22 protein-coding genes are annotated in these 21,021 nt (G+C 41.2%); 7 read left to right on the forward strand and 15 right to left on the reverse strand.

Going from position 1 to position 21,021, the window contains the following annotated elements:
* From I2F62_RS11305 to I2F62_RS11350, 10 genes are all read right to left on the reverse strand, one after another.
* Positions 1 to 126, reverse strand: a 126-nt coding sequence (locus I2F62_RS11305) for a transposase (RefSeq protein ID WP_324625581.1), incomplete at its 3' end; no start/stop codon positions are given.
* A gap of 66 nt (positions 127 to 192) precedes the next feature.
* Positions 193 to 1,653 carry a gamma-mobile-trio recombinase GmtY gene (gene gmtY, locus I2F62_RS11310; RefSeq protein WP_324627110.1) on the reverse strand — a complete coding sequence of 487 codons (1,461 nt, stop codon included), beginning with the start codon at positions 1,651 to 1,653 and terminating at the stop codon, positions 193 to 195.
* Between the two features lie 175 nt (positions 1,654 to 1,828).
* The gene (gene glmS, locus I2F62_RS11315; RefSeq protein ID WP_324627111.1) at positions 1,829 to 3,670 is read right to left on the reverse strand and encodes a glutamine--fructose-6-phosphate transaminase (isomerizing); all 1,842 of its coding nucleotides are present in this window, start codon (positions 3,668 to 3,670) and stop codon (positions 1,829 to 1,831) included.
* A gap of 12 nt (positions 3,671 to 3,682) precedes the next feature.
* Positions 3,683 to 5,047 (reverse strand): bifunctional UDP-N-acetylglucosamine diphosphorylase/glucosamine-1-phosphate N-acetyltransferase GlmU, encoded by a 1,365-nt coding sequence (gene glmU / locus I2F62_RS11320; RefSeq protein ID WP_324627112.1) that lies wholly within the window; start codon positions 5,045 to 5,047, stop codon positions 3,683 to 3,685.
* Positions 5,048 to 5,067: 20 nt separating this feature from the next.
* Positions 5,068 to 5,544: a phosphatidylglycerophosphatase A gene (locus I2F62_RS11325; RefSeq protein WP_324627141.1), complete on the reverse strand. Its 477-nt coding sequence runs from the start codon at positions 5,542 to 5,544 to the stop codon at positions 5,068 to 5,070.
* Between the two features lie 22 nt (positions 5,545 to 5,566).
* Positions 5,567 to 6,490 carry a thiamine-phosphate kinase gene (gene thiL, locus I2F62_RS11330; RefSeq protein ID WP_324627113.1) on the reverse strand — a complete coding sequence of 308 codons (924 nt, stop codon included), beginning with the start codon at positions 6,488 to 6,490 and terminating at the stop codon, positions 5,567 to 5,569.
* Positions 6,491 to 6,503: 13 nt separating this feature from the next.
* On the reverse strand, positions 6,504 to 6,947 hold the full coding sequence (gene nusB / locus I2F62_RS11335) for a transcription antitermination factor NusB (RefSeq protein WP_324627114.1): 444 nt from the start codon (positions 6,945 to 6,947) through the stop codon (positions 6,504 to 6,506).
* Between the two features lie 3 nt (positions 6,948 to 6,950).
* The gene (gene ribE / locus I2F62_RS11340; protein WP_324627115.1) at positions 6,951 to 7,421 is read right to left on the reverse strand and encodes a 6,7-dimethyl-8-ribityllumazine synthase; all 471 of its coding nucleotides are present in this window, start codon (positions 7,419 to 7,421) and stop codon (positions 6,951 to 6,953) included.
* 11 nt (positions 7,422 to 7,432) lie between these two features.
* Complete coding sequence (ribBA, locus tag I2F62_RS11345; protein WP_324627116.1) at positions 7,433 to 8,554, reverse strand: bifunctional 3,4-dihydroxy-2-butanone-4-phosphate synthase/GTP cyclohydrolase II; 1,122 nt, start codon at positions 8,552 to 8,554, stop codon at positions 7,433 to 7,435.
* A gap of 285 nt (positions 8,555 to 8,839) precedes the next feature.
* Positions 8,840 to 10,087 (reverse strand): hypothetical protein, encoded by a 1,248-nt coding sequence (locus I2F62_RS11350; RefSeq protein WP_324627117.1) that lies wholly within the window; start codon positions 10,085 to 10,087, stop codon positions 8,840 to 8,842.
* Between the two features lie 77 nt (positions 10,088 to 10,164).
* On the opposite strand from I2F62_RS11350, the gene serB reads away from it, so the two are divergent.
* The 3 genes from serB to I2F62_RS11365 all read left to right on the forward strand — a co-directional run bounded on the left by serB (position 10,165) and on the right by I2F62_RS11365 (position 12,734).
* A complete protein-coding gene (gene serB / locus I2F62_RS11355) occupies positions 10,165 to 11,376 on the forward strand; it encodes a phosphoserine phosphatase SerB (RefSeq protein WP_324627118.1) in 1,212 nt (403 codons plus the stop codon).
* Positions 11,377 to 11,788: 412 nt separating this feature from the next.
* A complete protein-coding gene (gene aciT, locus I2F62_RS11360; RefSeq protein ID WP_324627119.1) occupies positions 11,789 to 12,106 on the forward strand; it encodes an AciT family ciprofloxacin tolerance protein in 318 nt (105 codons plus the stop codon).
* Between the two features lie 148 nt (positions 12,107 to 12,254).
* Positions 12,255 to 12,734 (forward strand): SCP-2 sterol transfer family protein, encoded by a 480-nt coding sequence (locus tag I2F62_RS11365; protein ID WP_324627120.1) that lies wholly within the window; start codon positions 12,255 to 12,257, stop codon positions 12,732 to 12,734.
* Positions 12,735 to 12,782: 48 nt separating this feature from the next.
* On the opposite strand, the gene dtd is transcribed toward I2F62_RS11365, so the two are convergent.
* Complete coding sequence (gene dtd, locus I2F62_RS11370) at positions 12,783 to 13,223, reverse strand: D-aminoacyl-tRNA deacylase (protein ID WP_324627121.1); 441 nt, start codon at positions 13,221 to 13,223, stop codon at positions 12,783 to 12,785.
* Between the two features lie 205 nt (positions 13,224 to 13,428).
* Between dtd and pncB the strand changes: the two genes are divergently transcribed.
* The 4 genes from pncB (at position 13,429) to I2F62_RS11390 (ending at position 17,170) form a co-directional block, all read left to right on the forward strand.
* Positions 13,429 to 14,655: a nicotinate phosphoribosyltransferase gene (gene pncB / locus I2F62_RS11375; RefSeq protein WP_324627122.1), complete on the forward strand. Its 1,227-nt coding sequence runs from the start codon at positions 13,429 to 13,431 to the stop codon at positions 14,653 to 14,655.
* A gap of 127 nt (positions 14,656 to 14,782) precedes the next feature.
* Positions 14,783 to 15,631: a sulfurtransferase gene (locus I2F62_RS11380; RefSeq protein WP_324627123.1), complete on the forward strand. Its 849-nt coding sequence runs from the start codon at positions 14,783 to 14,785 to the stop codon at positions 15,629 to 15,631.
* A complete protein-coding gene (gene asd, locus I2F62_RS11385) occupies positions 15,628 to 16,479 on the forward strand; it encodes an archaetidylserine decarboxylase (RefSeq protein ID WP_324627124.1) in 852 nt (283 codons plus the stop codon). The genes I2F62_RS11380 and asd overlap by 4 nt, the downstream gene beginning before the upstream one ends.
* 124 nt (positions 16,480 to 16,603) lie before the next feature.
* A complete protein-coding gene (locus I2F62_RS11390) occupies positions 16,604 to 17,170 on the forward strand; it encodes a hypothetical protein (protein WP_324627125.1) in 567 nt (188 codons plus the stop codon).
* A 97-nt stretch (positions 17,171 to 17,267) separates the two neighbouring features.
* On the opposite strand, the gene I2F62_RS11395 is transcribed toward I2F62_RS11390, so the two are convergent.
* The 4 genes from I2F62_RS11395 to phoB all read right to left on the reverse strand — a co-directional run bounded on the left by I2F62_RS11395 (position 17,268) and on the right by phoB (position 21,004).
* Positions 17,268 to 18,269, reverse strand: a complete 1,002-nt coding sequence (locus I2F62_RS11395) for an alpha/beta hydrolase (protein WP_324627126.1) — start codon at positions 18,267 to 18,269, stop codon at positions 17,268 to 17,270.
* A gap of 200 nt (positions 18,270 to 18,469) precedes the next feature.
* On the reverse strand, positions 18,470 to 18,820 hold the full coding sequence (locus tag I2F62_RS11400; RefSeq protein ID WP_324627127.1) for a hypothetical protein: 351 nt from the start codon (positions 18,818 to 18,820) through the stop codon (positions 18,470 to 18,472).
* A 100-nt stretch (positions 18,821 to 18,920) separates the two neighbouring features.
* Positions 18,921 to 20,285, reverse strand: coding sequence for a phosphate regulon sensor histidine kinase PhoR (gene phoR / locus I2F62_RS11405; protein WP_324627128.1), 1,365 nt, complete (start codon positions 20,283 to 20,285; stop codon positions 18,921 to 18,923).
* 14 nt (positions 20,286 to 20,299) lie between these two features.
* Complete coding sequence (phoB, locus tag I2F62_RS11410) at positions 20,300 to 21,004, reverse strand: phosphate regulon transcriptional regulator PhoB (RefSeq protein ID WP_324627129.1); 705 nt, start codon at positions 21,002 to 21,004, stop codon at positions 20,300 to 20,302.
* Positions 21,005 to 21,021 lie beyond the last annotated feature (17 nt).

Genomic DNA, 21,021 nt, shown 5'->3' on the forward strand with positions numbered 1-21,021 from the left:
CTTCCATTTGTAGAACGTTGCCGTACTCATACCGTGTTCACGACAAAGATTCGGTACAGGCGTGCCAGATTCAGCTTGTTTTAAAATACTCATGATTAAACTGTCTGAATATTTTGATGTTTTCATAGAAAATCTCCTTGGACAAAGGTTAATCGATTTTCTACTTTTAAACTCGCTTAATTTGCGGGAGCATTACCGGTCTACATCATTAAAGCAGTTTTCTAAAAACACTTTAATATTCGGATCTGATGCTTTACTTGAAGCAATATTTTCTTCGATCGAATTTAAAATTCTTGATACCTGTTCAACTTGTGGTTCACAATAAACGAGTTGAGATTCTAGGCTTGCATGGTGCAAGGCATTTCTTCTAATAATTGGATCTATATTGGCATCTTTGAGTCTTTGACCATATGCATGTCTATGACCATGTGGGCTAGTTCCATTATTTTTAGCTGAAGTTAGTCCAATTTTTTTAACTGCATTAGCGTGATTTTGATAGTAGGCTGAAATTGATAAAGGTAAACCAATTGTTTCACCTGATAATGTGATAAATGCGAAAGGATGATTCTTTTCAATCTCTCTTATTTGTACTAGGTATAATTTCCATAGCTTATAAAACAATTGCCCATAAATTTGGGGAAACCATTGCACTGTTATAAATTTTTCTTTTTCACTGTCTAGTTTACGAATTTTCCAACCTGCTCTATAAGTTCTATCACTGACCTTATTGCGTGGCAATAGACCAAATTTGCCTTTGAGATAACTTTCTCTATGTGGTCTTTGTACCTTGCCACTGACGTTGTTCCAATCCTCTGGTGCAGTTCCTTCTGAGGGGTGATAGATTCTTACAAGAGCAGTTTCGATATGTTTTTCTCTGTATAAAATTGGATCTAAAGTTACATCTGATAAATATAGATGGAATGGTTCACTAGTTCTTAAACCACCGCCATTGAGCAGTAAGGTAATTAAAATATCTCTAATATTTAGTTTTTCAAAAACTGATAATGAATGTTCATTTCCATAATTTGTAAATCCTTCAAATAATAATTGAGTGAAATATTTATCAGGAAAGAATTTCACAGGATCTAGGTGTGAGGATAGGTTGCGAGTTTGTTGAGAAAATCTAGTTCTTTTAGAAAGGGCTTGTGCTGCATTTTTATCCCAAGTATGTGCTAAAAAGGAACGATTATGCTTATGATGCCATGCACCCCAAAATAACTTTTCTTCATAGCTACTGCTAGGTATAGAGGGATTAATACTTTCAAGATTTTTATTTTCTGAAATCCAATCAAAATAATCTGTTAATGAATTAATCAGACTATTTGCTGTCGTAATTTTTCTAGGTTTCCAATAAAGTTTAGATGGATCAAATCCATCTAAACCAATACTGCCAGTGTATAGTTGTTGAACAAAAACTTTGAATAATTCTTTTGGGGTGCTGAGAGTTTGAAAGTTTACTTCTAAAAAATTTAAAAATAATTTTATGGCTGTTATGTGTTTTTCCATCCAGCTTCTGCTACGTATGTGGCTATGATCAAGAAAAAACTCAACGAAAGAATCTATGACCCCATACTCCGTTAAAAGTACTGGAATTTCAGTGTAGACACCTGTTCTACTTCTATAGACTTTTGCGTTCAATCTAACCAAGTCCATTGCAATGTCCTTAGATTATTTGATTATGGTTTCACTTAGAATATAACCTTTATTTTGAACAAAAAAAGATCTGTTTTGTTAAGAACAGATCTTTTTTGATTAGGTTTGATTATATGATTTCACTAGGTATATCTTTATTGTCTGTTTACATTTAAACCATTGATTAATATCAATATTATTCGACCGTCACTGATTTTGCTAAGTTTCTAGGCTGGTCAACATCGGTGCCACGTAACACCGCAACGTGGTAAGATAATAACTGCACAGGCACGCTATAAATAATTGGCGCAAGCCATTCATTAATACTTGGAATGTTCACCACATGTTGGCGTTCTTTTTCCTTAACGCCGCTATGCTCATCCGCAAATACAAATAATTCACCGCCACGCGCTTGCACTTCTTCCATATTCGACTTTAATTTATCGAGCATGTCATCTTTCGGCGCAAGAATCACCACAGGCATTTCATTGTCTACCAGTGCAAGAGGGCCGTGCTTTAATTCACCAGCGGCATAACCTTCAGCGTGAATATAAGAAATTTCTTTCAGCTTTAAAGCACCTTCTAAGGCAATTGGAAAATGCGTTCCACGGCCTAAGAATAAGCAATGTTGCTTTTCAACAAACAATTCAGAAAGACGCAAAATTTCGTTATTGTGCTGCAAAGTATCTAAAACAACTTTTGGACAGTGCCACAATTCACGGGTAATTTCTTCAATTTGTGCGGCAGATAAACGCTGCTTCACTTCACCAATTTTAAGCAATAGCAACATCAGGGCCGCCAATTGTGTGGTGAAGGCTTTGGTCGATGCAACACCAATTTCAGGGCCAGCCAAAGTTAATAAATGGTGATCCGTTTCGCGGACCATCGATGATGTAGCGACATTACAAATGGTCATGGTTGCAATGTTTAAGCCTTTTGCAGCCGCACGTTTTTGCGTGTCGCGTAATGCTGCAAGCGTATCTGCTGTTTCACCCGATTGAGAGATACACACATATAGAGTACGGTTGATAATCACCGGTGCGCGGTAGCGGAATTCACTGGCAATTTCAACTTGGCAGGGTACATCAATCAGTTGTTCTGCCCAGTATTTGGCAATCATGCCGGCATGATAACTGGTACCACAGGCAATAATTTGAATTTGTTCGATATTTTTGAAATCGACTTCGGCACTAGCCAAGAAATCTTCACGCAGTGCATTGCCATTGAGCGCTTGAGAAATGGTTTGTTGCAACGCTTCAGGCTGCTCATAAATTTCTTTAAGCATGAAATGCTTATATTCACCTTTCGATGAATTGCTTACGGTCGCATCGAGCTCTTTGGTTGGGCGCTGAATTGGGGTTGTGCCATGGGCAAAAATTTCAATCGAGGTGCGCGTTAAACGGGCAATATCACCTTCTTCAAGGTAGATAAAACGATTGGTAATGGGCAATAGTGCCAATTGGTCAGAACCAATAAAGTTCTCGCCAATACCGACACCAATCACCAAAGGTGAACCTTCACGAACAGTAATTAACTCATTTGGAAAGTCTGCATGTACAATTCCAAGAGCGTAAGCACCTTTTAGTTTAGGCACAATGCTTTGCACTGCACCAAGCAGAGTGGTTGTGGTTTTTAATGCCTCAGCAACCAAATGCGCCACCACTTCGGTGTCGGTTTGCGAGGTGAATACATAACCTAAATTTTGTAAATGTTCTTTAAGCTCGGCATAGTTTTCGATAATACCGTTATGCACCACAGCCACTTTATCTGAAACATGCGGATGCGCATTATTTTCAGTCGGTTTACCGTGTGTTGCCCAGCGTGTGTGCGCAATACCTAAACCACCTAAAAGCTGATGCGATTGAACTGCTTCTTCTAAATTGACCACTTTACCGACACGGCGCTCACGAAGCACTTCACCTTGGTGAACGACCGCTAAACCGGCAGAATCATAACCACGGTATTCAAGGCGTTTTAAGCCTTCAATTAAAATTTCACAGATATTTCGTTCGGCAACGCCACCAACAATACCACACATAATAAATTCCTCTTATTTTTTAGCCTTTTGGGGACGTTGATAATTTGATTTCTCAATTTGCACCGAGCGCTCAAATGCCAATGTATTTTCTGCAACATCGCGAGTAATCACCGAACCTGCACCAATGGTCGCGCCATTCGCGATTTTGACCGGTGCCACTAAAGATGAGTTGGAACCAATAAATGCTGCATCACCAATAATGGTTTTATGCTTATTTGCGCCATCGTAGTTACAGGTGATGGTGCCAGCACCAATATTTGAACCTGCGCCAACTTCGGCATCGCCTAAATAGGTAAAATGATTGGCTTTTGAACCGAGTCCAATGCTCGAATTTTTAACTTCAACAAAGTTGCCAATATGCACCTCAGCCGCCAATTTTGCCCCTGGGCGCAAACGTGCAAATGGACCAATTTGCGTGTTTTCACCGACAATGGCATCATCAAAAATACTATACGGTTGAACTTTGGTACCCGCCGCAATTTTGCTGTTTTTAAGGATACAACCTGCACCCAGCTCGACATTGTCACCTAGCTCGCAGTCACCTTCGATAATCACGTTAATGTCGATACGCACATCTTGTCCAACTTTCAGCGAACCTCGTAAATCAAAACGTTTTGGATCACTAAAAGTAACACCTTGACGCATGAGTTCTAAGGCTTGTTGTGCTTGGAAATCACGTTCAAGCGCTGCCAATTGGATGCGGTCATTCACGCCTTCCACTTCAAAGGCAAGTTCAGGTTGAATTGATGCAATTTCAAGACCATCGGCAACAGCCATCGCTACGATGTCGGTTAAGTAGTATTCGCCTTGTGCATTATTATTAGATAAACGCGGCAGCCATTCATGCAACTTGGCATTGCTGACACAGTAAATACCGGTGTTAATTTCTTGAATTTGACGTTGTGCATCGCTGGCATCTTTATGCTCAACAATGGCTTGAATTTTGCCATGTTCACGCACAATACGCCCATAACCACTTGGATTATCTACGGTTAAAGTAATCATGCCGATGCCTGTTTCACGTGAAACATCTAGCAATTGTTCTAATGTTTGCTGGCGAACCAAAGGGACATCGCCATATAAAATTAACGACATGCCATCTTTGGCTAAAACAGGCAACGTCATTTGTACTGCATGACCAGTACCCAGCTGTTCGGCTTGTTCAACCCATTCAATATTTTCGCTTTGAAACGCTTGTTGTACAAGGTTTCCGCCGTGACCAAAAATGGTAATAATATTTTTTGCTTGTAATTTTTTTGCGGTATGGATGACATGCCCAAGCAAGGGTTGTCCTGCAAGCGGTTGAAGCACTTTTGGCAATTGCGAGCGCATGCGAGTACCTTTACCCGCAGCCAGAATAATTACAGTAGTTGACATAGTAACCTACTTAAATGGCGTTAAACACCAGAAAGCAATAGATAAATAAGAATACATAATGCAGCCCAAAGGCCTGCAATTATGTCATCAAGCATAATACCGAAGCCGCCTGCGACTTTTTGGTCTGCAATGCGAATTGGCCACGGTTTCCAAATATCGAATAAACGGAACAGTGCAAAGCCAATTACAATCCATTTTAACTCAATTAGATTAAAATAGATTAAAGGAAGTAAAGTAATTGATTGACCAGCAAATTCATCCCAAACAATGCGTCCATCATCGTGAACATCAATGATGTCTGCCGTCTTTTCACAAATCCAAATACCGACCAAAGACATGGCAATGATTACAACCACTGAACCGCTAAAGCCAAAGGCTAACCACAGTGGAATAAACAGTAATGCAAATGCTGAACCAAAGGTGCCTGGTGCTTTCGGGGCAAGTCCTGAACCAAAACCCACGCCACAAAACACAACTAAACGCTGCGCCCAAGACATTTTGTGAAAGCGAATTTCAGGTTTATGCAAAGTGTTGGTATCCCTGTAAAGCTAAATCTTGTTGTTGCCCTTGATAGCAAAATTCTAAGCCTTGAGATGCTTGGATTTCTCCAATGATGCTAAGGGATGTCGTTGGATTTTGTAATAAAAATTCGGTATATTTTTGTGGTGAAATGGTGAAACACAGTTCGTAGTCATCGCCGCCAGCCAACGCATATTGCCATTGTTCGGCTAAAGCCAAGTTGGATAATGCCGCATCTATCGGAAGTTGTTCTAAGTGAATGCAAGCACCTACTTTGGAAGCATTAAGAATATGCCCTAAATCTTGAACTAAACCATCTGACACATCAATCATGCTTGACGCAAATGAAATCAGGGATTGTCCGAGTGCACAACGTGGGGTTGGATAATCTAAACGGTGTTGTAGTGGATGGCCTAAATGCTTTAACGCATACGCTGCATCACCCAGTTGACCACTCACCACAATATAGTCACCCACTTTTGCGTCGTGTCTGCCAATGGCATGACCGTGGGGTACCCAGCCTAAGGCCGTGACAGTAATAGTTAAATGTGGACTTTGGGTGGTATCGCCACCAATCAGTTGTACGTTATAGGGGGCACAACAGTCGAAAAGACCTTGAGCAAAGTCGTGAAGCCATGCTTCATCGGCAGAGGGGAGGCTAATTGCCAATAAAATACTGTGTGGGGTGGACCCCATTGCGGCTAAGTCAGATAAATTAACCGCCACACTTTTCCAACCAATGGCGTGTGCCGAGGTTGAAAGCGGGAAATGCCGACCGGCAATTAAGGTGTCGGTACAGATCACCAATTGCTGCCCCACAGGGGGGGAGAGCACAGCCGAATCATCTCCGATTCCCAATTCAGTTTCACTTAAGTTTAACTGTTGTGTTTTGAAATATCGGTCAATAATTGAAAATTCGGCCATACAAGGTGCTCAATTACGCTTCTTTTTCAGCTTGGCGTAATGTTTGTGCCAAACGGTCTAATACACCATTAATGTACTTGTGACTGTCTGCACCACCGAAGTGTTTAGCCAGTTCAATCGCTTCATCCAGCACCACACGATAAGGAATTTCGACATGGTTGCGTAACTCGTAAGCACCTAAACGTAAGGTTGCCAGTTCAACGCCGTCTAAAGCGCTCACTTCGCGATCGAGCACAGGAATAAGTAACGTATCGAGTGCTTCGTGATCTGCAATCACTTGGGTAAGAAGTTCGTGGTAGTAGCCTAAATCGACTTTATGCATGGCATTTTCAGCACGCGTGCGCGCTTCAATTTCATGCACCGAGTTTTGGCTCATCTGCCATTCATAAATACCTTGAACAGCAAAACGACGTGCTTTACGTTTTGCTGCATATACTGCTTGTAATGTTTGAGACATGAATTAAATAGCCTTTAGCAAGTTCACCATTTCAATGGCTGTTAAAGCAGCTTCGCTACCTTTATTGCCCGCTTTGGTGCCTGAGCGTTCAATTGCCTGTTCGATGCTATCTGTTGTGAGAACACCATTAATCACAGGGAGACTTGCATCTAAACCAACAACTCCTAATCCTTTGGCACATTCGCCTGCCACAAAGTCAAAATGTGGTGTACTACCACGGATGACTGCCCCTAAGGCAATAATGGCATCGAATTGTGCTGAATTTGCTAATTTTTTTGCAACAACTGGCAATTCCCAAGCACCCGGAGCATGAATTACCGTGATGTTGTCTTCTGCAACACCATGGCGTTTGAGCGTATCAATCGCTCCTTCCAAAAGATGCTCAACGACAAAACTGTTGAAACGTGCAACTAAAATCGCGTAACGACCTTCACTTGCCAGATGTAATAAACCTTCAATACGGCGAATTGCCATAGCAACCTCGATTATTTTCCAAGAGCATTTTCAGCAGAAATATATTCCACTACTTCTAAATTAAAACCTGAAAGGGCATTAAAACGTAAAGGTGAACTGAGCAAGTTCATTTTTTCCACGCCTAAATCACGTAAAATCTGTGCGCCAACACCAATAGTTTGATACTGGTGTGAAAGTGCCGCATTCGATTTACCCATTTTAGGGTGACTGAGCGCCTCTAAAGCAGAACCTAAATCGGGTAATTTTTTCTGACCAATCCAAACCAAAACACCGTGTTCGCTGTTTGCAATGGTTTGTAAGGCACGATCAAAACTCCACGCCAATTCGCCAGAAGGTTTTCTCAATTTCAACAAATCGCGAGTGGGATTAAATCCATGCACACGAACTGTCGCCACGCCGTTTTTGGGTTCACCTTTCACAAATGCCAAATGAAGATCTGGGCTGCCTTGTTCTTGATAACGATAGAGCTGGAATTCTCCATATTCGGTATCAATGGTTTCGGTGCTTAATCGTTCAACGGTTTGTTCGTTGGTCATCCGATAATGGATGAGATCGGCAATTGTACCAATTTTTAAGCCATGTTTCTCGGCAAATATTTCTAAATCTGGACGGCGCGCCATGGTGCCATCTTCTTTAATGATTTCACAAATCACCGATGCAGGCTCTAAACCGGCTAAACGGGCTAAATCTGAACCAGCTTCGGTGTGACCCGCACGGTGTAAAACGCCGCCCGGCTGCGCCATGAGTGGGAAGATATGACCCGGTTGAACAATATCGGTCGGTTTTGCCGCGGCTGCAACTGCAGTACGAATGGTATGCGCACGTTCGCTTGCAGAGATTCCGGTGGTAATTCCATCGGCAGCTTCAATGGACAATGTGAAATTGGTGCCGTGTTGCGCGCCGTTTTGATCGACCATCAGTGGTAGATTAAGCTGATAACAGCGCTCTTTACTTAGCGTTAAACAGACTAAACCACGAGCATGAGTGATCATAAAATTAATGTCTTCAGCGCGGACATGTGCCGCGGCCATGACTAAATCACCTTCATTTTCACGATCTTCATCATCCATTAAGATGACCATTTTACCTGCGCGGATATCTTCGATCAGTTCTTCAACCGTATTGAGCGCCATCCTTTTTCACCTTAATTTAATTTCTATGCATGCCGAACATGTCATTTTATTGCGCTTATATTAGCAATTTTTGATTGCTTTTGCCTATGTTTATCTCTGTAACCGAGCGTTGTAATTTGCGTGCCTCGGCTGATTAATAACAGCAATGCGCATAAAATCAATCCCCAGTTGCTGCTAGGTGGGCAATCAAAAGCCATTTGGGCTGTTTCGATAATAAAAAACCCTGCGCTTGTGCACAGGGTTTTTAACAGTTACGCAATACTATTTAAGCTGAAAATATAACGCTTACTTTTTGCTTTTTAAGATTTCGGTGCGTAGATTTTGTGCAACTTCAGCACATTCAGCGTTCATGCCGTTAATGATAAAGGCATGTCGGGTCAGTAAATTGGTTGGATTTGGAAAAGCAATGAGCTGATAACATTCACTGGCTTGCTTTAACAAGTCATTGTTTAAGTACAGCGCACTTTCTTTGGCTGCCAATTGTTGGGTTAAACGGGTGGCTGCTTGTATGGCATCAAGTTGCATGCCTTCAACCATACTTGAGATTGCCGAACGAGTTTGTAAAACAAAGCGTTTGTCTTCGCGGTAGCGTTTATACAACACCTCCGACAACAATTGGAAAGTTGTTGCAATCATCAATAAACATTCTGTGGCTTTAGGATAATTGCTACTGATACTTAAACTGGCGCCAGTATGGTCAAAAGTTTGTTCAATATTGAAATTACTGGCACTCAGATGATAATGCTGCGCACAAAGTTCGGTACTTTTTTTCAAAAACAGTTGGCACAAATTAAAATAGGGAATAGAAACCGTTGAACTGACACCATCTAAAAGTTGTTTTGGGTCATAGAACTGAATATTCAGTGCGATTAAATCGGTTGCTAAATCTTGTTCGTCTTTGAGCTTACGTGGTTGCGGTGTAGGCTTTTTCGGTTGTTGTTGCAACTGCGCGATTGCCATTGCCGTTTGGTTTTTTTCTTGCTCAAGGGCTTGGGTCAGTGTTTGAATTTCATGTTTTAAGCGAGTTTCATTGTTAATACGCGCTAAATATTCGCTACGACTTGGTCGGGCAATCGCACGATAAGCCAGCCACAACAGCACATGTAAAAATAATGAAACGAAAATCGCGAGCCATTCGCTACGCAAAATTTCACCAATACTTGGCTGAATAAGCGTAACTTCGACACTGCCAATCTTTTTCTCGTTTTGTAGTGCATCGCGGGTAAAGACTTCGCCCGAGCGTGTCTTGTATAGACCATCGGTTGCCAAGACCTGACTGTTCACATCTAAAATACGAATTGAAGCAATGCTTGGATTGGTTTTATAGCGGTCAACCAACAGCGCCAAAGAGACACGGTTCGGTGGATCCATTTCATGCAAACTTTCTGTAACCAGTTGAGAGGTGACCAATTGTCCCTGATTCGCACGGTTTTCTTTGAGTTGATGCGTTGTTGCAACCACCAACAAAATCGTTTGTAATGCAAAACTTACAATGAGGAGGCTAGCAAATAGCCCTTGTCTAGGTGCATTCAAGGTAAACTTCCAAGGCAATTCAATTCAATTTCGATTATGATTCCAACAATAATTGTAGCTCAGGCTCGAGTCAATCCATGCGAGAAATCACCCTTATATCATTTTTAGGACCTGATCAACCGAACGTACTCAATCGATTGGTGCAAGTCTTATCTGGTCACTCATTGCAAATCTTAGATATTCGCCAAGCTGTGATGCATCAGCAACTTTCTTTGAGTTTGGTCACCGCATCTTCCGATGCTGCCAAAGCCGCGTTGGCAATGAAAGAACTACTTATTTTAGCACAAGAAATTGATTTAACTGTGCGTTTGAAACCAATCTGCAACGTAGAATATGAGCAAGATTTAAATCCGCAGGATGAATCGCGTTACATTGTCAGCGCATTTGCACCTGAACTGACGACATCGCATCTACACGCGCTAACACAAGCCATTAGCGAACATGGCTTAAATATTGTCAGCACAACGCCGTTATCTACCGCCTTAGTTGAAAAAAAACGTGCGTGCGTGGCATTTGATGTTTGTGGTGAAATAACCGACTTACCTCAATTACGACATGATTTTTTAACTTTGGCCGATCGTTTAAAGATTGATATTACCGTACAAAATAAAGCGTTGTATGGCAGATCACGCGGTTTAATTTGTTTCGATATGGACTCCACCTTAATTGGTCAAGAAGTCATAGATGAATTGGCCAAAGAAGCGGGCGTTGGTGCACAGGTGGCAGAAATAACCGAACGCGCTATGCAGGGCGAGCTTGATTTTCAACAAAGTTTTCGTGCACGCGTTGCCTTGTTAAAAGGTTTAGATGCAAGTGTTTTACCTCAAATTGCCGAGCGATTAACCATTAATGACGGTGCGCAACGTTTAATTTCAAGCCTAAAAGCCTTGGGTTATCACACCGCTATTTTTTCGGGCGGCTTTCAGTATTTTGCACAATATTTACAGCAAAAACTAGGCATTGATGAAGTGCATGCCAATGTATTAGATGTGCAAAATGGCAAAGTGACAGGTGAAGTTGCGGGGCAAATTGTCGATGCTGCACGAAAAGCAGAATTATTACAAAATTTGGCAGATCAACGCGGTCTATCTTTGGCGCAAACTGTGGCTGTAGGGGATGGCGCCAATGACTTGCCAATGTTGGCCAAAGCGGGCGTTGGTGTGGCATTTAAAGCGAAGCCTTTGGTTCGCCAAACGGCAGATTATGCGATTTCAAGCATTGGTTTAGATGGTGTGCTCTACATTTTAGGCTTAAACGATCAAGACATTGCAGCGCTGCAAGTCGGGTAATTGAAGTTATACCAAGGTGCAGTAAGTCGCTGCATCTTGATTCTATTTTTTAAAGATTTTAATAAAAATGAAAGATTTATAGTGAAAAAAACTACAAGAATTCAAAAATAAAATAAACTAAAAAAACTTAAAAATAGGCAAAAAAAGATGGTGATGGATTGTAATGACACGCGAACAATGATGGCTCCATCTATTGCATAATTTTTGAGATAAAAAAAATGTAATGACAAAATAATGTTGCGACAGTATGTGTCGTGAAGAGCCAATTCCAGCCTTTTTTTTTAGAAAAAAAATTGCATAATGCAATCAAGGTTAGTTCTGAAATTGATTCAACAAAATAAAGGAAGTAACGACCAAACCTTAAAAATTAGGTTTGGCTATTTTATTCATATCGGGTGAAGGAGGAGGTTCTATGTTCACAGCAAATTTTGCTAGCTTTGTAGGGCTAGGCTTAATTCTGATTGCATTGGTTGCTGTTTTCTTTTCGCCTTTTCGCCACTGGCTTGGGTTTATGCTTGCAGGAATGGGCTTCTGGGGAACAATTGAGCTGGTGCGTTTGAGCGTACAGCATCTATTACAACTGCCAATTACATATAGTTATTTAACGGCTTTAATGTGTGCAATGGCGGTTATTACTTTGGTCTTGCTTAGAGCCGACCGCATGGCACAAAAGGCCTTAGCCAACAGACAATTGATTGAACATACGCCGGTGTATGATGACGAACAATAATAACTAGATGTACGCTTACTCAACTCGGGTGTATTGAAAAATACACCTTTTTTTTCTTAAAAATTATCATACAAAGCCATGTAGTGCTTTGATGAAGATATGATACGATGACTTTAATCCACACAAAATGACAATAGGCAAAATGCACATGAAGCTTTCTGCGATTCCTGTCGTAAAACTCCCTTTGGTAAATGTGAGTACTGATCCGCTAGACCTATTATTGGTTGGGGTCGTATTGCGCATGAAGCAATTGGCAAAGACCAACCCAAAATTTATTGAGTTGATCCATGACCGTCAATTACGCATTCAAATTTCGACACAGGCCGGTTTTGCAAGACAATTGCTTGTACATAACAACCAAGTCGAAACGGTAGTTGGTGCGCCAGAACCTGCAGATTTTACCTTAGAATTTATCGATAGCGATCAGGCGGTGAAAACCTTGTTAAAAGGTGAACCAACGGCCTTTATGACCGGTATTCAAGACGGTTCAATTAAGGTTGATGGTGACTTCACTTTGCTGATGTGGTTCAACAAAGTTGCGCGTTTATTGCCACCAAAATTCCCGAAACCTGTGCAAGAAAAAGTGCAGCATGTGCGTGAATTTGTACGTCACAAATTGGGTAAATAATGCCGCCAAGTTGTGATAAAAAGCCCTCGATGATCGAGGGCTTTTTGATTAATTCACTTCTAATTGGAAGGTGACTGGGCCATCATTGACCAAATGAACTTTCATATCAGCAGCGAAAATACCAGTTTCAACTGTTGAATAGACACTCTTTGCATAGCTCACTAATTGTTCATAGAGTATTTTTGCGTCGCTTGGCGGCATGGCTGGACCAAAATCTGGACGCAGACCTTTTTGAGTGTTTGCCATGAGGGTAAATTGAGAAACCAATAACAAGCCGCCTTGTGCTTGCATCAGGTTATGTCCCATTTTGCCGTGTTCATCATCGAAAATTCGATACTTTAAAATTTTATCAATCAGCTTTTTCGCTATATTCAAATCGTCTTCTTTGGCCAGACCAATAAATACCAGTAAACCTGAGTTAATTTCACCAGTTACTTGTTCATCGACAATAACTTTGGCATGTTGTACACGTTGTAGTAAGGCGCGCATGAAAAACACATCGTGATAAAAATAAGCACACTATAAAATAGAAATGGGCGCTTGAGAAATCGAAATAACATCTGCACAAAGTTGAATTAGAGGCAATAAATAACCCTTTGCATTGCGACTTTTCATTCTGCTTAAGCAAATATCCACTGTTTTTAGTGAAAAATATGGTTTAATGCCTAGAGTTAAGAAAGATCTATATTTAAATATGGAAGCAATAATACGATCTCTACTCGATACGGACTTATATAAATTCACCATGCTACAAGTGGTGTTGCATCAATTTCCTCAAACGCATAGCGTTTATCAGTTTCGCTGCCGGAATTTGGATGATACGGTTTATCCCTTAAGCGATATTCTGCACGATTTAAATGCACAATTAGACCATCTTTGTCGCTTGCGTTTTCAAGAAGATGAATTGCTGTATTTACGCGGATTGCGTTTTATTAAAAGCGACTTTGTTGATTATTTAGAGCTTTTTCAATTAAAACGCCGTTTTATTCATGCCAGTCTAGATGCCGAAGGACGTTTAGATATTCATATTGAAGGGCCAATGATTCAGGCATTAATGTTTGAAATTTTTGTTTTGGCCATTGTCAATGAACTGTATTTTAAGCGCATTCATTCCGATGCAGTACTTGCTGAAGGTGAACTACGTTTGCAAGCCAAATTAAGTTTATTAAAACAATTAGAACAACGGCAAGATCCAGAAGATCATCCATTTTTGGTGTCAGATTTTGGTACGCGCCGTCGTTATAGTGCCACTTGGCATCGGCATATTGTGGAAGAATTTCAGCGGACGTCACCGAATATTTTCCGTGGTACCAGTAATGTTTTGCTGGCAAAAGAGCTAGGCATTACCCCCATTGGAACCATGGCGCACGAATTTTTACAAGCATTTCAAGCATTAGATGTGCGACTGCGCAATTTCCAAAAAGCCGCATTAGAAGCGTGGGTACAAGAATATCGGGGTGATTTAGGCATTGCCTTAACCGATGTTGTGGGTATGGATGCCTTCTTGCGCGATTTTGATTTGTATTTTGCCAAGCTGTTTGATGGTCTACGCCATGACAGCGGTGACCCGTATGAATGGGGCGATAAAGCCTATGCGCATTATCAAAAGTTTAAAATAGACAGTAAAACCAAAATGCTCACCTTTAGTGATGGGCTCGATTTACAAAGCGCGTGGGATTTACATTGTTATTTTAAAGATCGCTTTAAAGTCAGCTTTGGTATTGGCACCAATTTAACCAACGATATGGGCGTAAAACCGCTGAATATTGTGCTTAAATTAGTGGAATGTAATGGTCAATCTGTGGCAAAAATTTCAGATAGTCCGGGTAAAACCATGACCGATAACAATACCTTCTTGGCATATTTACGTCAGGTTTTTGATATTGATGAACCTGAGCCAAGCGTGATTACAACCAGTTAAGCTTGGCATAAAATCTGTATATAACATTAAGCCGATGGCATATCTTCAGTACATGAGATATCGCCATCGGCAGCGTGAAGCTTAACAATGTTAAACTCAGCACAGGCTGTATTGAGATTTCAACCCGATGACAACATCTGAATTCAACTTTGGTTTATTAATAGACGCTGAAGAACTTGTGCCGCATTTGGGCAATCCTCAATTAAAAATTGTCGATTTAAGTCGCACTTCGGTGTATGAACAGCTGCATATTCCACATGCCATTCATTTAAAGCCGGCACAATTGGTTCAGCAAGATGAATTAACCACCGGCTTATTGCCCGATGCAGAAAAACTACAGCAACTGATTAATGCCTTGCAATTGAGCCCAGAACATCACGTGGTGGTTTATGATGATGAAGGCGGTGCTTGGGCAGGGCGTCTGATTTGGAACTTACATTGTCTTGGGTTTTATCGCACCAGTTTGTTAAATGGCGGCATTCATGCGTGGATTGGCGCGGGCTATCCGACCTCGTCTGAACCGAGCCATAATGTTGCAACCACAACGTTATTGCCAGTAGATACGACCCATGCCGATGCGGTTCGTGTGCAATATGCACAGTTACGTTCAGAAGTGGCGCAAGGCATCGTGCAGCTTTGGGATTGCCGAACTTTTGATGAATATACTGGGCTTCGCTTGGCAGCAAGACGCGGTGGACATATTCCTCATGCACTTCATTATGAATGGAGTACTGCCTTAAATCGGCAAAATCATTTAAAATTGCACACTTTCGAGCATATACGGCAGCGATTACAGCAGATCGGGTTTGATTTAACACAACCTGTTGTGGTGTATTGCCAGTCACATCATCGTTCAGGTTTGGCCTATGTGCTGGGACGATTATTGAATTGGCAAATTCGGGCTTATGATGGCGCGTGGAGTGAGTGGGGGAATGACCCCGACAGTCCGATTGTTACGGGAGAGAATCCATTTTGAACTTCACAGATCAACTTAAAAAACAAATATTTTTACAAGCACAGCGCATTGTGCCGCAGCACCAATTAAGTCGGGTGGTGGGTAAAGTTGCAGCAAGTGAAAATCCGATTGTAAAAAATATTGCAATTCAGGCATTTAAAACCAAATATCAAATTGATTTGTCGATAGCACAGCAACAAAATGCGTTGGCCTATAAATCATTTAATGAGTTTTTTACCCGAAGCTTGCAAAGTGGGGTAAGGGCGGTTGATGCAGATGCAAAAAGTATTGTCAGCCCTGCCGATGGCATGATTTCGCAGCTTGGAAAAATTGTAGATGGCGAAGTATTTCAAGCCAAAGGTCAGCATTTTTCGGTCGATCAATTAATTGCAGACCCCCAATTGGCCGCGCCATTTCAGCAAGGTCAATTTGCAACGGTGTATTTATCGCCAAAAGATTATCATCGGGTACATATGCCATTTTCAGGCAGGTTGACTGAAACATTGTACGTGCCGGGGGAATTATTCTCGGTCAATCAGGTGACGGCAGAAAATGTACCGGGATTATTTGCCCGTAACGAACGCATGGTGTGTTTGTTTGACACCGAAATTGGGCGTATGGCGGTGGTATTGGTTGGCGCGATGATTGTGGCAGGCATTGAAACTGTTGCTACAGGCAAGGTGAAACCTACGGGACGTTTGGAATTGCAAAAGCATGCCCTTGAGTTAAATAAAGGCGATGAGCTAGGGCGTTTTTATTTAGGTTCAACGGCAATTGTTTTATTCGAACCAAATACCATGCAATGGGATGATGCTTTTAAAGCAGAATCTACGGTGAATATGGGCGAACGCATGGGTGCATTGCTGTAATTGAATTCGCCATAAACCCATAAAAAATTATGAACGTGCCCGATCATTTGCCGATGAAAGATCGGGTTTTGTTTGCTTTTATTTTAAGAATGTTGCAAAGCGATGTTAATTGGGTTGGAAATAGATGAATGATTTAAAACAATTTTATTCAGATTTAAAAGTACTTGTGAGTGTTAAGCCTATACGCCCGTTTGTTTGTTCAGGGAATCCACTTGATTCAGATATTCTAATTGTTGGATTTAATCCAGCGACTGAAACCAGTGATTTTTGGAGTTACTTTGATGATGAATATGGCTTTCATAAAGAAAGGTGGTTATCTGACTATAAAAAATATAGAAAGCAAAATGGCAAGAAAACAGAGGTAAGTCATTCTCGCAGAGTCATGGAATGGATCTGCAATCATCTAGAATTAGAAACGCAGCAGTTTCAAGTCATGGAAACCAATATCTATTCATATCCAACCGCACGAAAGTCTGAATTATCTAAAAATGAAAATAAAGAAGTATTTGATTTTATTCTTAAAAATATAAATCCAAAATTGATTCTTACACATGGTGTTGATGAAAAAAAATATATTGAAACGTTAAATTTAGACATTCCTGTAATCTCTGAAAAACACTTTGCGATTGGTTGGTCTAGAGATAAAGCGAGGCAGGTTGCAAACCAAATTGTAGCGCTTATTGATCATTAATATGACACTTTAAATGGCTCAGTTTGCTATCCCAATTTTACTTATTCATGGATTCAGTATTTTTTAAATCCATCAAAAACAGTGCACATTAAATCCTTCATTTTGATTTATTTAATAAAAATTGAATCGACTGTTCAAGCATATCTTGGCTTGCTTGAAAACGCAGATTAAAATTAAAGTCATGATTTAAATTTTCTTTATAATCTTTTGGGTAAATGTGTGCATCTACACGAACCCCATTTTGTTTTAACTTTTCAACAAAGGGCAGACTTTGCTTTTCAGTGAGCAAATCGTTTGCTGAAGCCGTCAAAAATACAGGTGGAAACGCTTTATTCACCCACGGTGTGGCAGACATTTTATTTAAGGTTGTTTCGGTCGGACGCTTTTCACCGCTTAAATCTGCAATAACACCACGACCAGTCCAACGGATGAAACCTTGTGACGCCGCTTGCGTTGAATTATACAAAGTATTTAGGTCATAAACACCACTGTGCAAGACCATGCCTTTAAGCTGTGTTGGATTTAATGGGCTTTGCAGAGCAATGGACTGTGCTAAATCGGGGGTGGTTATCAGCGATACATAATTGGTGACTAAATTTGCACCGGCTGAATCGCCTGCAAAAAACACTTTAGATGAATCCATGTTCCATTTAAATGGTTGCTTTAGCACATATTCAACGGCTTGATTAATCTCAGTGACTTGTTGTGGAAAATGCGCATGCGGAACCAAGGTGTACTCAATATTGACCACAATAAATCCCCGATCGGCAATCAGTTTGACATATTCCAAACTGCCTTGCTTGCTGCCAGCAACCCAACCACCACCATGTACCCAAAACACAACTGGTAAATGACCCGTCATTTTTTCAGGATAGACCACATCTAATTTTTGGCTTGGCAACGTGCCATAGGCAATATCTTCATCCACATGAATGGCTTGCGATAAATGCGCTTGTGTATATTGTTTTAAGTAGGCGATATTATCTATGGTTTCTTGATTATTCATGGCTTTGGCCACAATTTTTGTGGGCAAATGGCTGCAACTGGCACAGGCAATCAGCAGTGCAACGGCGAAACTTTGTTGAATTAAATGGATCATTTTGAACATCCAACCTAGGTGATTATGTTCTATTCATTTTTATATAATCAGCATAATACATCTTTTGCAAAATTAAAAATGCGAGCGATTGGTTTTTAAAATAGATGATCTAAAAAAATTACCACAAAATAGACATTCATTGATTGTATGGAATGACGCCCAAAATAAATGTGCTTGCCTGTGAATAAAGCAAGACGGATTTAATCTGCTGTTGTTTGTTTGAGCACCTCTACACAAGGCAGATAATTTTCTTTAGCACGTTGTTTTTGTTGATTATTTAGCGATAAATAGCGTTTAACCCAAGAGTCGGCCAGTTTCGGGCGAAAATCTGGATGTTGCACCGCATAATCAGAAATACTGCCTTGCTGATATTTTTCCATGTCCTGCATCAGATGTGCGTGGTCATCCGTTGCATCGGGCTGACGAATAATGAAACACAAAATCGCCTGATAGCGTTCTATTTCATTTTGGCTCGGTTGCTGAATTTTAAAGATGGCAAAAAGGACTAAACATAAGCCACCTATGCCAAGCAAAATAGACAAGTTTTTCATGGCCACACAATAGTGGTTTTAAGGGCAAAAAAGCAAGCACATTCGATAACTTGGCTGGATTATTTTGCTGCCCAAAACCCATGGTCTACGAAAGAATCGTTTAATGTTCAGTTTGATAGAGTCGTTCTTTGGGAAAAACCGCTTTAAAGCAAGAACCCTGATTCGGACGCGATTCAATTTTTAAATGCGCGCCGTGCTGCATTAGCACATGCTTAACAATGGCAAGCCCTAAACCTGTGCCGCCGGTTTGTCGGCTACGCGCGGTATCGACCCGATAAAAACGTTCAGTCAGGCGGGGTAAATGTTTGGGATCAATCCCAATGCCGTTATCTTCCACAGTGAAATAGCCATGATCTTGATCGTTATGCCATCCAATGGTAATCACACCGCCGTCTTTGGGCGTGTATTTAATGGCATTGGTAATTAAGTTGCCAAAGGCACTGGCCAATTCAATATCTGAACCAATTAAGTCGCAGTGGCTATCGATATCTAAATTAAGAATATGACCATAATCTGAGTTATAGGCTTGTGCATCGTCAAAGAGCTGATTCATTAAGCTTGGCATATCAACAATTTGATTTTTGGCAATGGTTTTGTCATTTTCTAGTCGCGATAATAACAACAGGTCATTCACCAAGGCATTCATGCGTTTGGTTTGCGCCTGCATTTGTTCGAACGGGCGTTTCCAACGTGGATTAAAATCGTCTTGGTCGCTAAACATTTCTAAATAACCACTTAAAACCGTCAGTGGCGTGCGTAATTCGTGCGAAATATTGTCGACAAAGTCTTTACGCATTTGTTCTAAGTTATGTACGCGAGTAATGTCGTAAGCCACCAATAAGCGGCTTTCGGTGCCAAAACGGGTCAGTTTGATTTGTACATAACGGTCTTCTTGTAGGGAAATTTTTAGTTTAATGCCGTCGGGTTGTTGTTCTAAATGATGGAAATATTCAACAAAGGCCGGCTGGCGTAAAATGCCCAAAATATTACGTCCACGGTCAATTTCTTGCAGGCCAAGTAGGCGCGTTGCCGCAGGATTCCACCATTCAATCTGTTGTAATTCATCGGTTAGCACAACCGCTTCGGCTAATGCAATTAATGACGATTGCGCGCGGTCAATTAATCCGACCATTTCGGCTTGAACGACACGTTCTTGGCGCTGTGAACGATAAATATTAAACAGTAATGCGCCCCAAATGCCGTCTAAATTGGGGGGGACATCGTAGGGACGATTGGCTATCCAATCATTAACTCGATATAAAGCACGTAATTGTAAAATCAGAAAAAACACACAACCCAGTGCAATACATAACCACAAATAACCTAATCCAAACCCAATCAGTCCTGCAATGACGAGAAAGAACAGTAATTGTCTTAAGTCTTGTTTGGCATAATGCCATAAACTGCTATAACGATGGCTTTTATGCTCAAGGCTTAATTCAGGCGTTGGATAGGGTTCATACATCTCAAACAGGCATCCTAGCAGACTTCTGCGCGGGTTGAAAAACGGTAACCCGTTCCACGCACCGTTTGTACAAAGCGGTCGACCCCAAATGGTTCGAGCACTTTACGTAAGCGGCGAATGTGCACATCAATGGTACGATCTTCAATATAGACATTTCCACCCCAGACTTGGTCGAGTAATTGCGCGCGCGTATAGGCTCGCTCAGGGTGGGTCATAAAGAAGGCCAATAAGCGATATTCGGTTGGCCCCATTTCTAAAATGGTATTTGCAAAGCTAACCCGCTGACTCACTGGGTCAAGCAATAAGCCATTGGCATCAATGGTTTTTTCACCGCTTAAGGCATTCGAGCGGCGCAACACCGCTTTAATCCGAGACACCAATTCACGGGTCGAAAACGGTTTGGTCATGTAATCATCTGCACCGGCGTCCAGTCCTTGGACTTTATGGTCTTCTTCGCCGCGCGCGGTGAGCATAATCACCGGAATTTCAGATAAACTTTCATCGCGTTTTAGGCGGCGACATAATTCTACACCACTGGTTCCACCGGGTAACATCCAGTCAAGTAGAATAAGGGCAGGACGTTGATCAACAATCATTTGATGCGCTTGTTTGGCGTCTTCAGCTTGAAGGCATTGGAAACCTGCCATATCAAGCGACGTATGAATCATTTCACGAATGGGTAATTCATCGTCAACAATTAAAATATAATCCTCTTTCACAACGTTTTATCCTATTG

The sequence above is a fragment of the Acinetobacter sp. MD2(2019) genome, from assembly GCF_035615615.1.
Lineage (GTDB): Bacteria > Pseudomonadota > Gammaproteobacteria > Pseudomonadales > Moraxellaceae > Acinetobacter.

What these genes read in the sequence shown, in the direction of transcription:
- gmtY (WP_324627110.1), bottom strand. Translation starts at nt 1,653, where the DNA reads ATGGACTTGGTTAGATTGAACGCAAAAGTCTATAGAAGTAGAACAGGT.
- glmS (WP_324627111.1), bottom strand. Translation starts at nt 3,670, where the DNA reads ATGTGTGGTATTGTTGGTGGCGTTGCCGAACGAAATATCTGTGAAATT.
- glmU (WP_324627112.1), bottom strand. Translation starts at nt 5,047, where the DNA reads ATGTCAACTACTGTAATTATTCTGGCTGCGGGTAAAGGTACTCGCATG.
- I2F62_RS11325 (WP_324627141.1), bottom strand. Translation starts at nt 5,544, where the DNA reads ATGTCTTGGGCGCAGCGTTTAGTTGTGTTTTGTGGCGTGGGTTTTGGT.
- thiL (WP_324627113.1), bottom strand. Translation starts at nt 6,490, where the DNA reads ATGGCCGAATTTTCAATTATTGACCGATATTTCAAAACACAACAGTTA.
- nusB (WP_324627114.1), bottom strand. Translation starts at nt 6,947, where the DNA reads ATGTCTCAAACATTACAAGCAGTATATGCAGCAAAACGTAAAGCACGT.
- ribE (WP_324627115.1), bottom strand. Translation starts at nt 7,421, where the DNA reads ATGGCAATTCGCCGTATTGAAGGTTTATTACATCTGGCAAGTGAAGGT.
- ribBA (WP_324627116.1), bottom strand. Translation starts at nt 8,554, where the DNA reads ATGGCGCTCAATACGGTTGAAGAACTGATCGAAGATATCCGCGCAGGT.
- serB (WP_324627118.1), top strand. Translation starts at nt 10,165, where the DNA reads ATGCGAGAAATCACCCTTATATCATTTTTAGGACCTGATCAACCGAAC.
- aciT (WP_324627119.1), top strand. Translation starts at nt 11,789, where the DNA reads ATGTTCACAGCAAATTTTGCTAGCTTTGTAGGGCTAGGCTTAATTCTG.
- I2F62_RS11365 (WP_324627120.1), top strand. Translation starts at nt 12,255, where the DNA reads ATGAAGCTTTCTGCGATTCCTGTCGTAAAACTCCCTTTGGTAAATGTG.
- dtd (WP_324627121.1), bottom strand. Translation starts at nt 13,223, where the DNA reads ATGCGCGCCTTACTACAACGTGTACAACATGCCAAAGTTATTGTCGAT.
- pncB (WP_324627122.1), top strand. Translation starts at nt 13,429, where the DNA reads ATGGAAGCAATAATACGATCTCTACTCGATACGGACTTATATAAATTC.
- I2F62_RS11380 (WP_324627123.1), top strand. Translation starts at nt 14,783, where the DNA reads ATGACAACATCTGAATTCAACTTTGGTTTATTAATAGACGCTGAAGAA.
- I2F62_RS11390 (WP_324627125.1), top strand. Translation starts at nt 16,604, where the DNA reads ATGAATGATTTAAAACAATTTTATTCAGATTTAAAAGTACTTGTGAGT.
- I2F62_RS11395 (WP_324627126.1), bottom strand. Translation starts at nt 18,269, where the DNA reads ATGATCCATTTAATTCAACAAAGTTTCGCCGTTGCACTGCTGATTGCC.
- I2F62_RS11400 (WP_324627127.1), bottom strand. Translation starts at nt 18,820, where the DNA reads ATGAAAAACTTGTCTATTTTGCTTGGCATAGGTGGCTTATGTTTAGTC.
- phoR (WP_324627128.1), bottom strand. Translation starts at nt 20,285, where the DNA reads ATGTATGAACCCTATCCAACGCCTGAATTAAGCCTTGAGCATAAAAGC.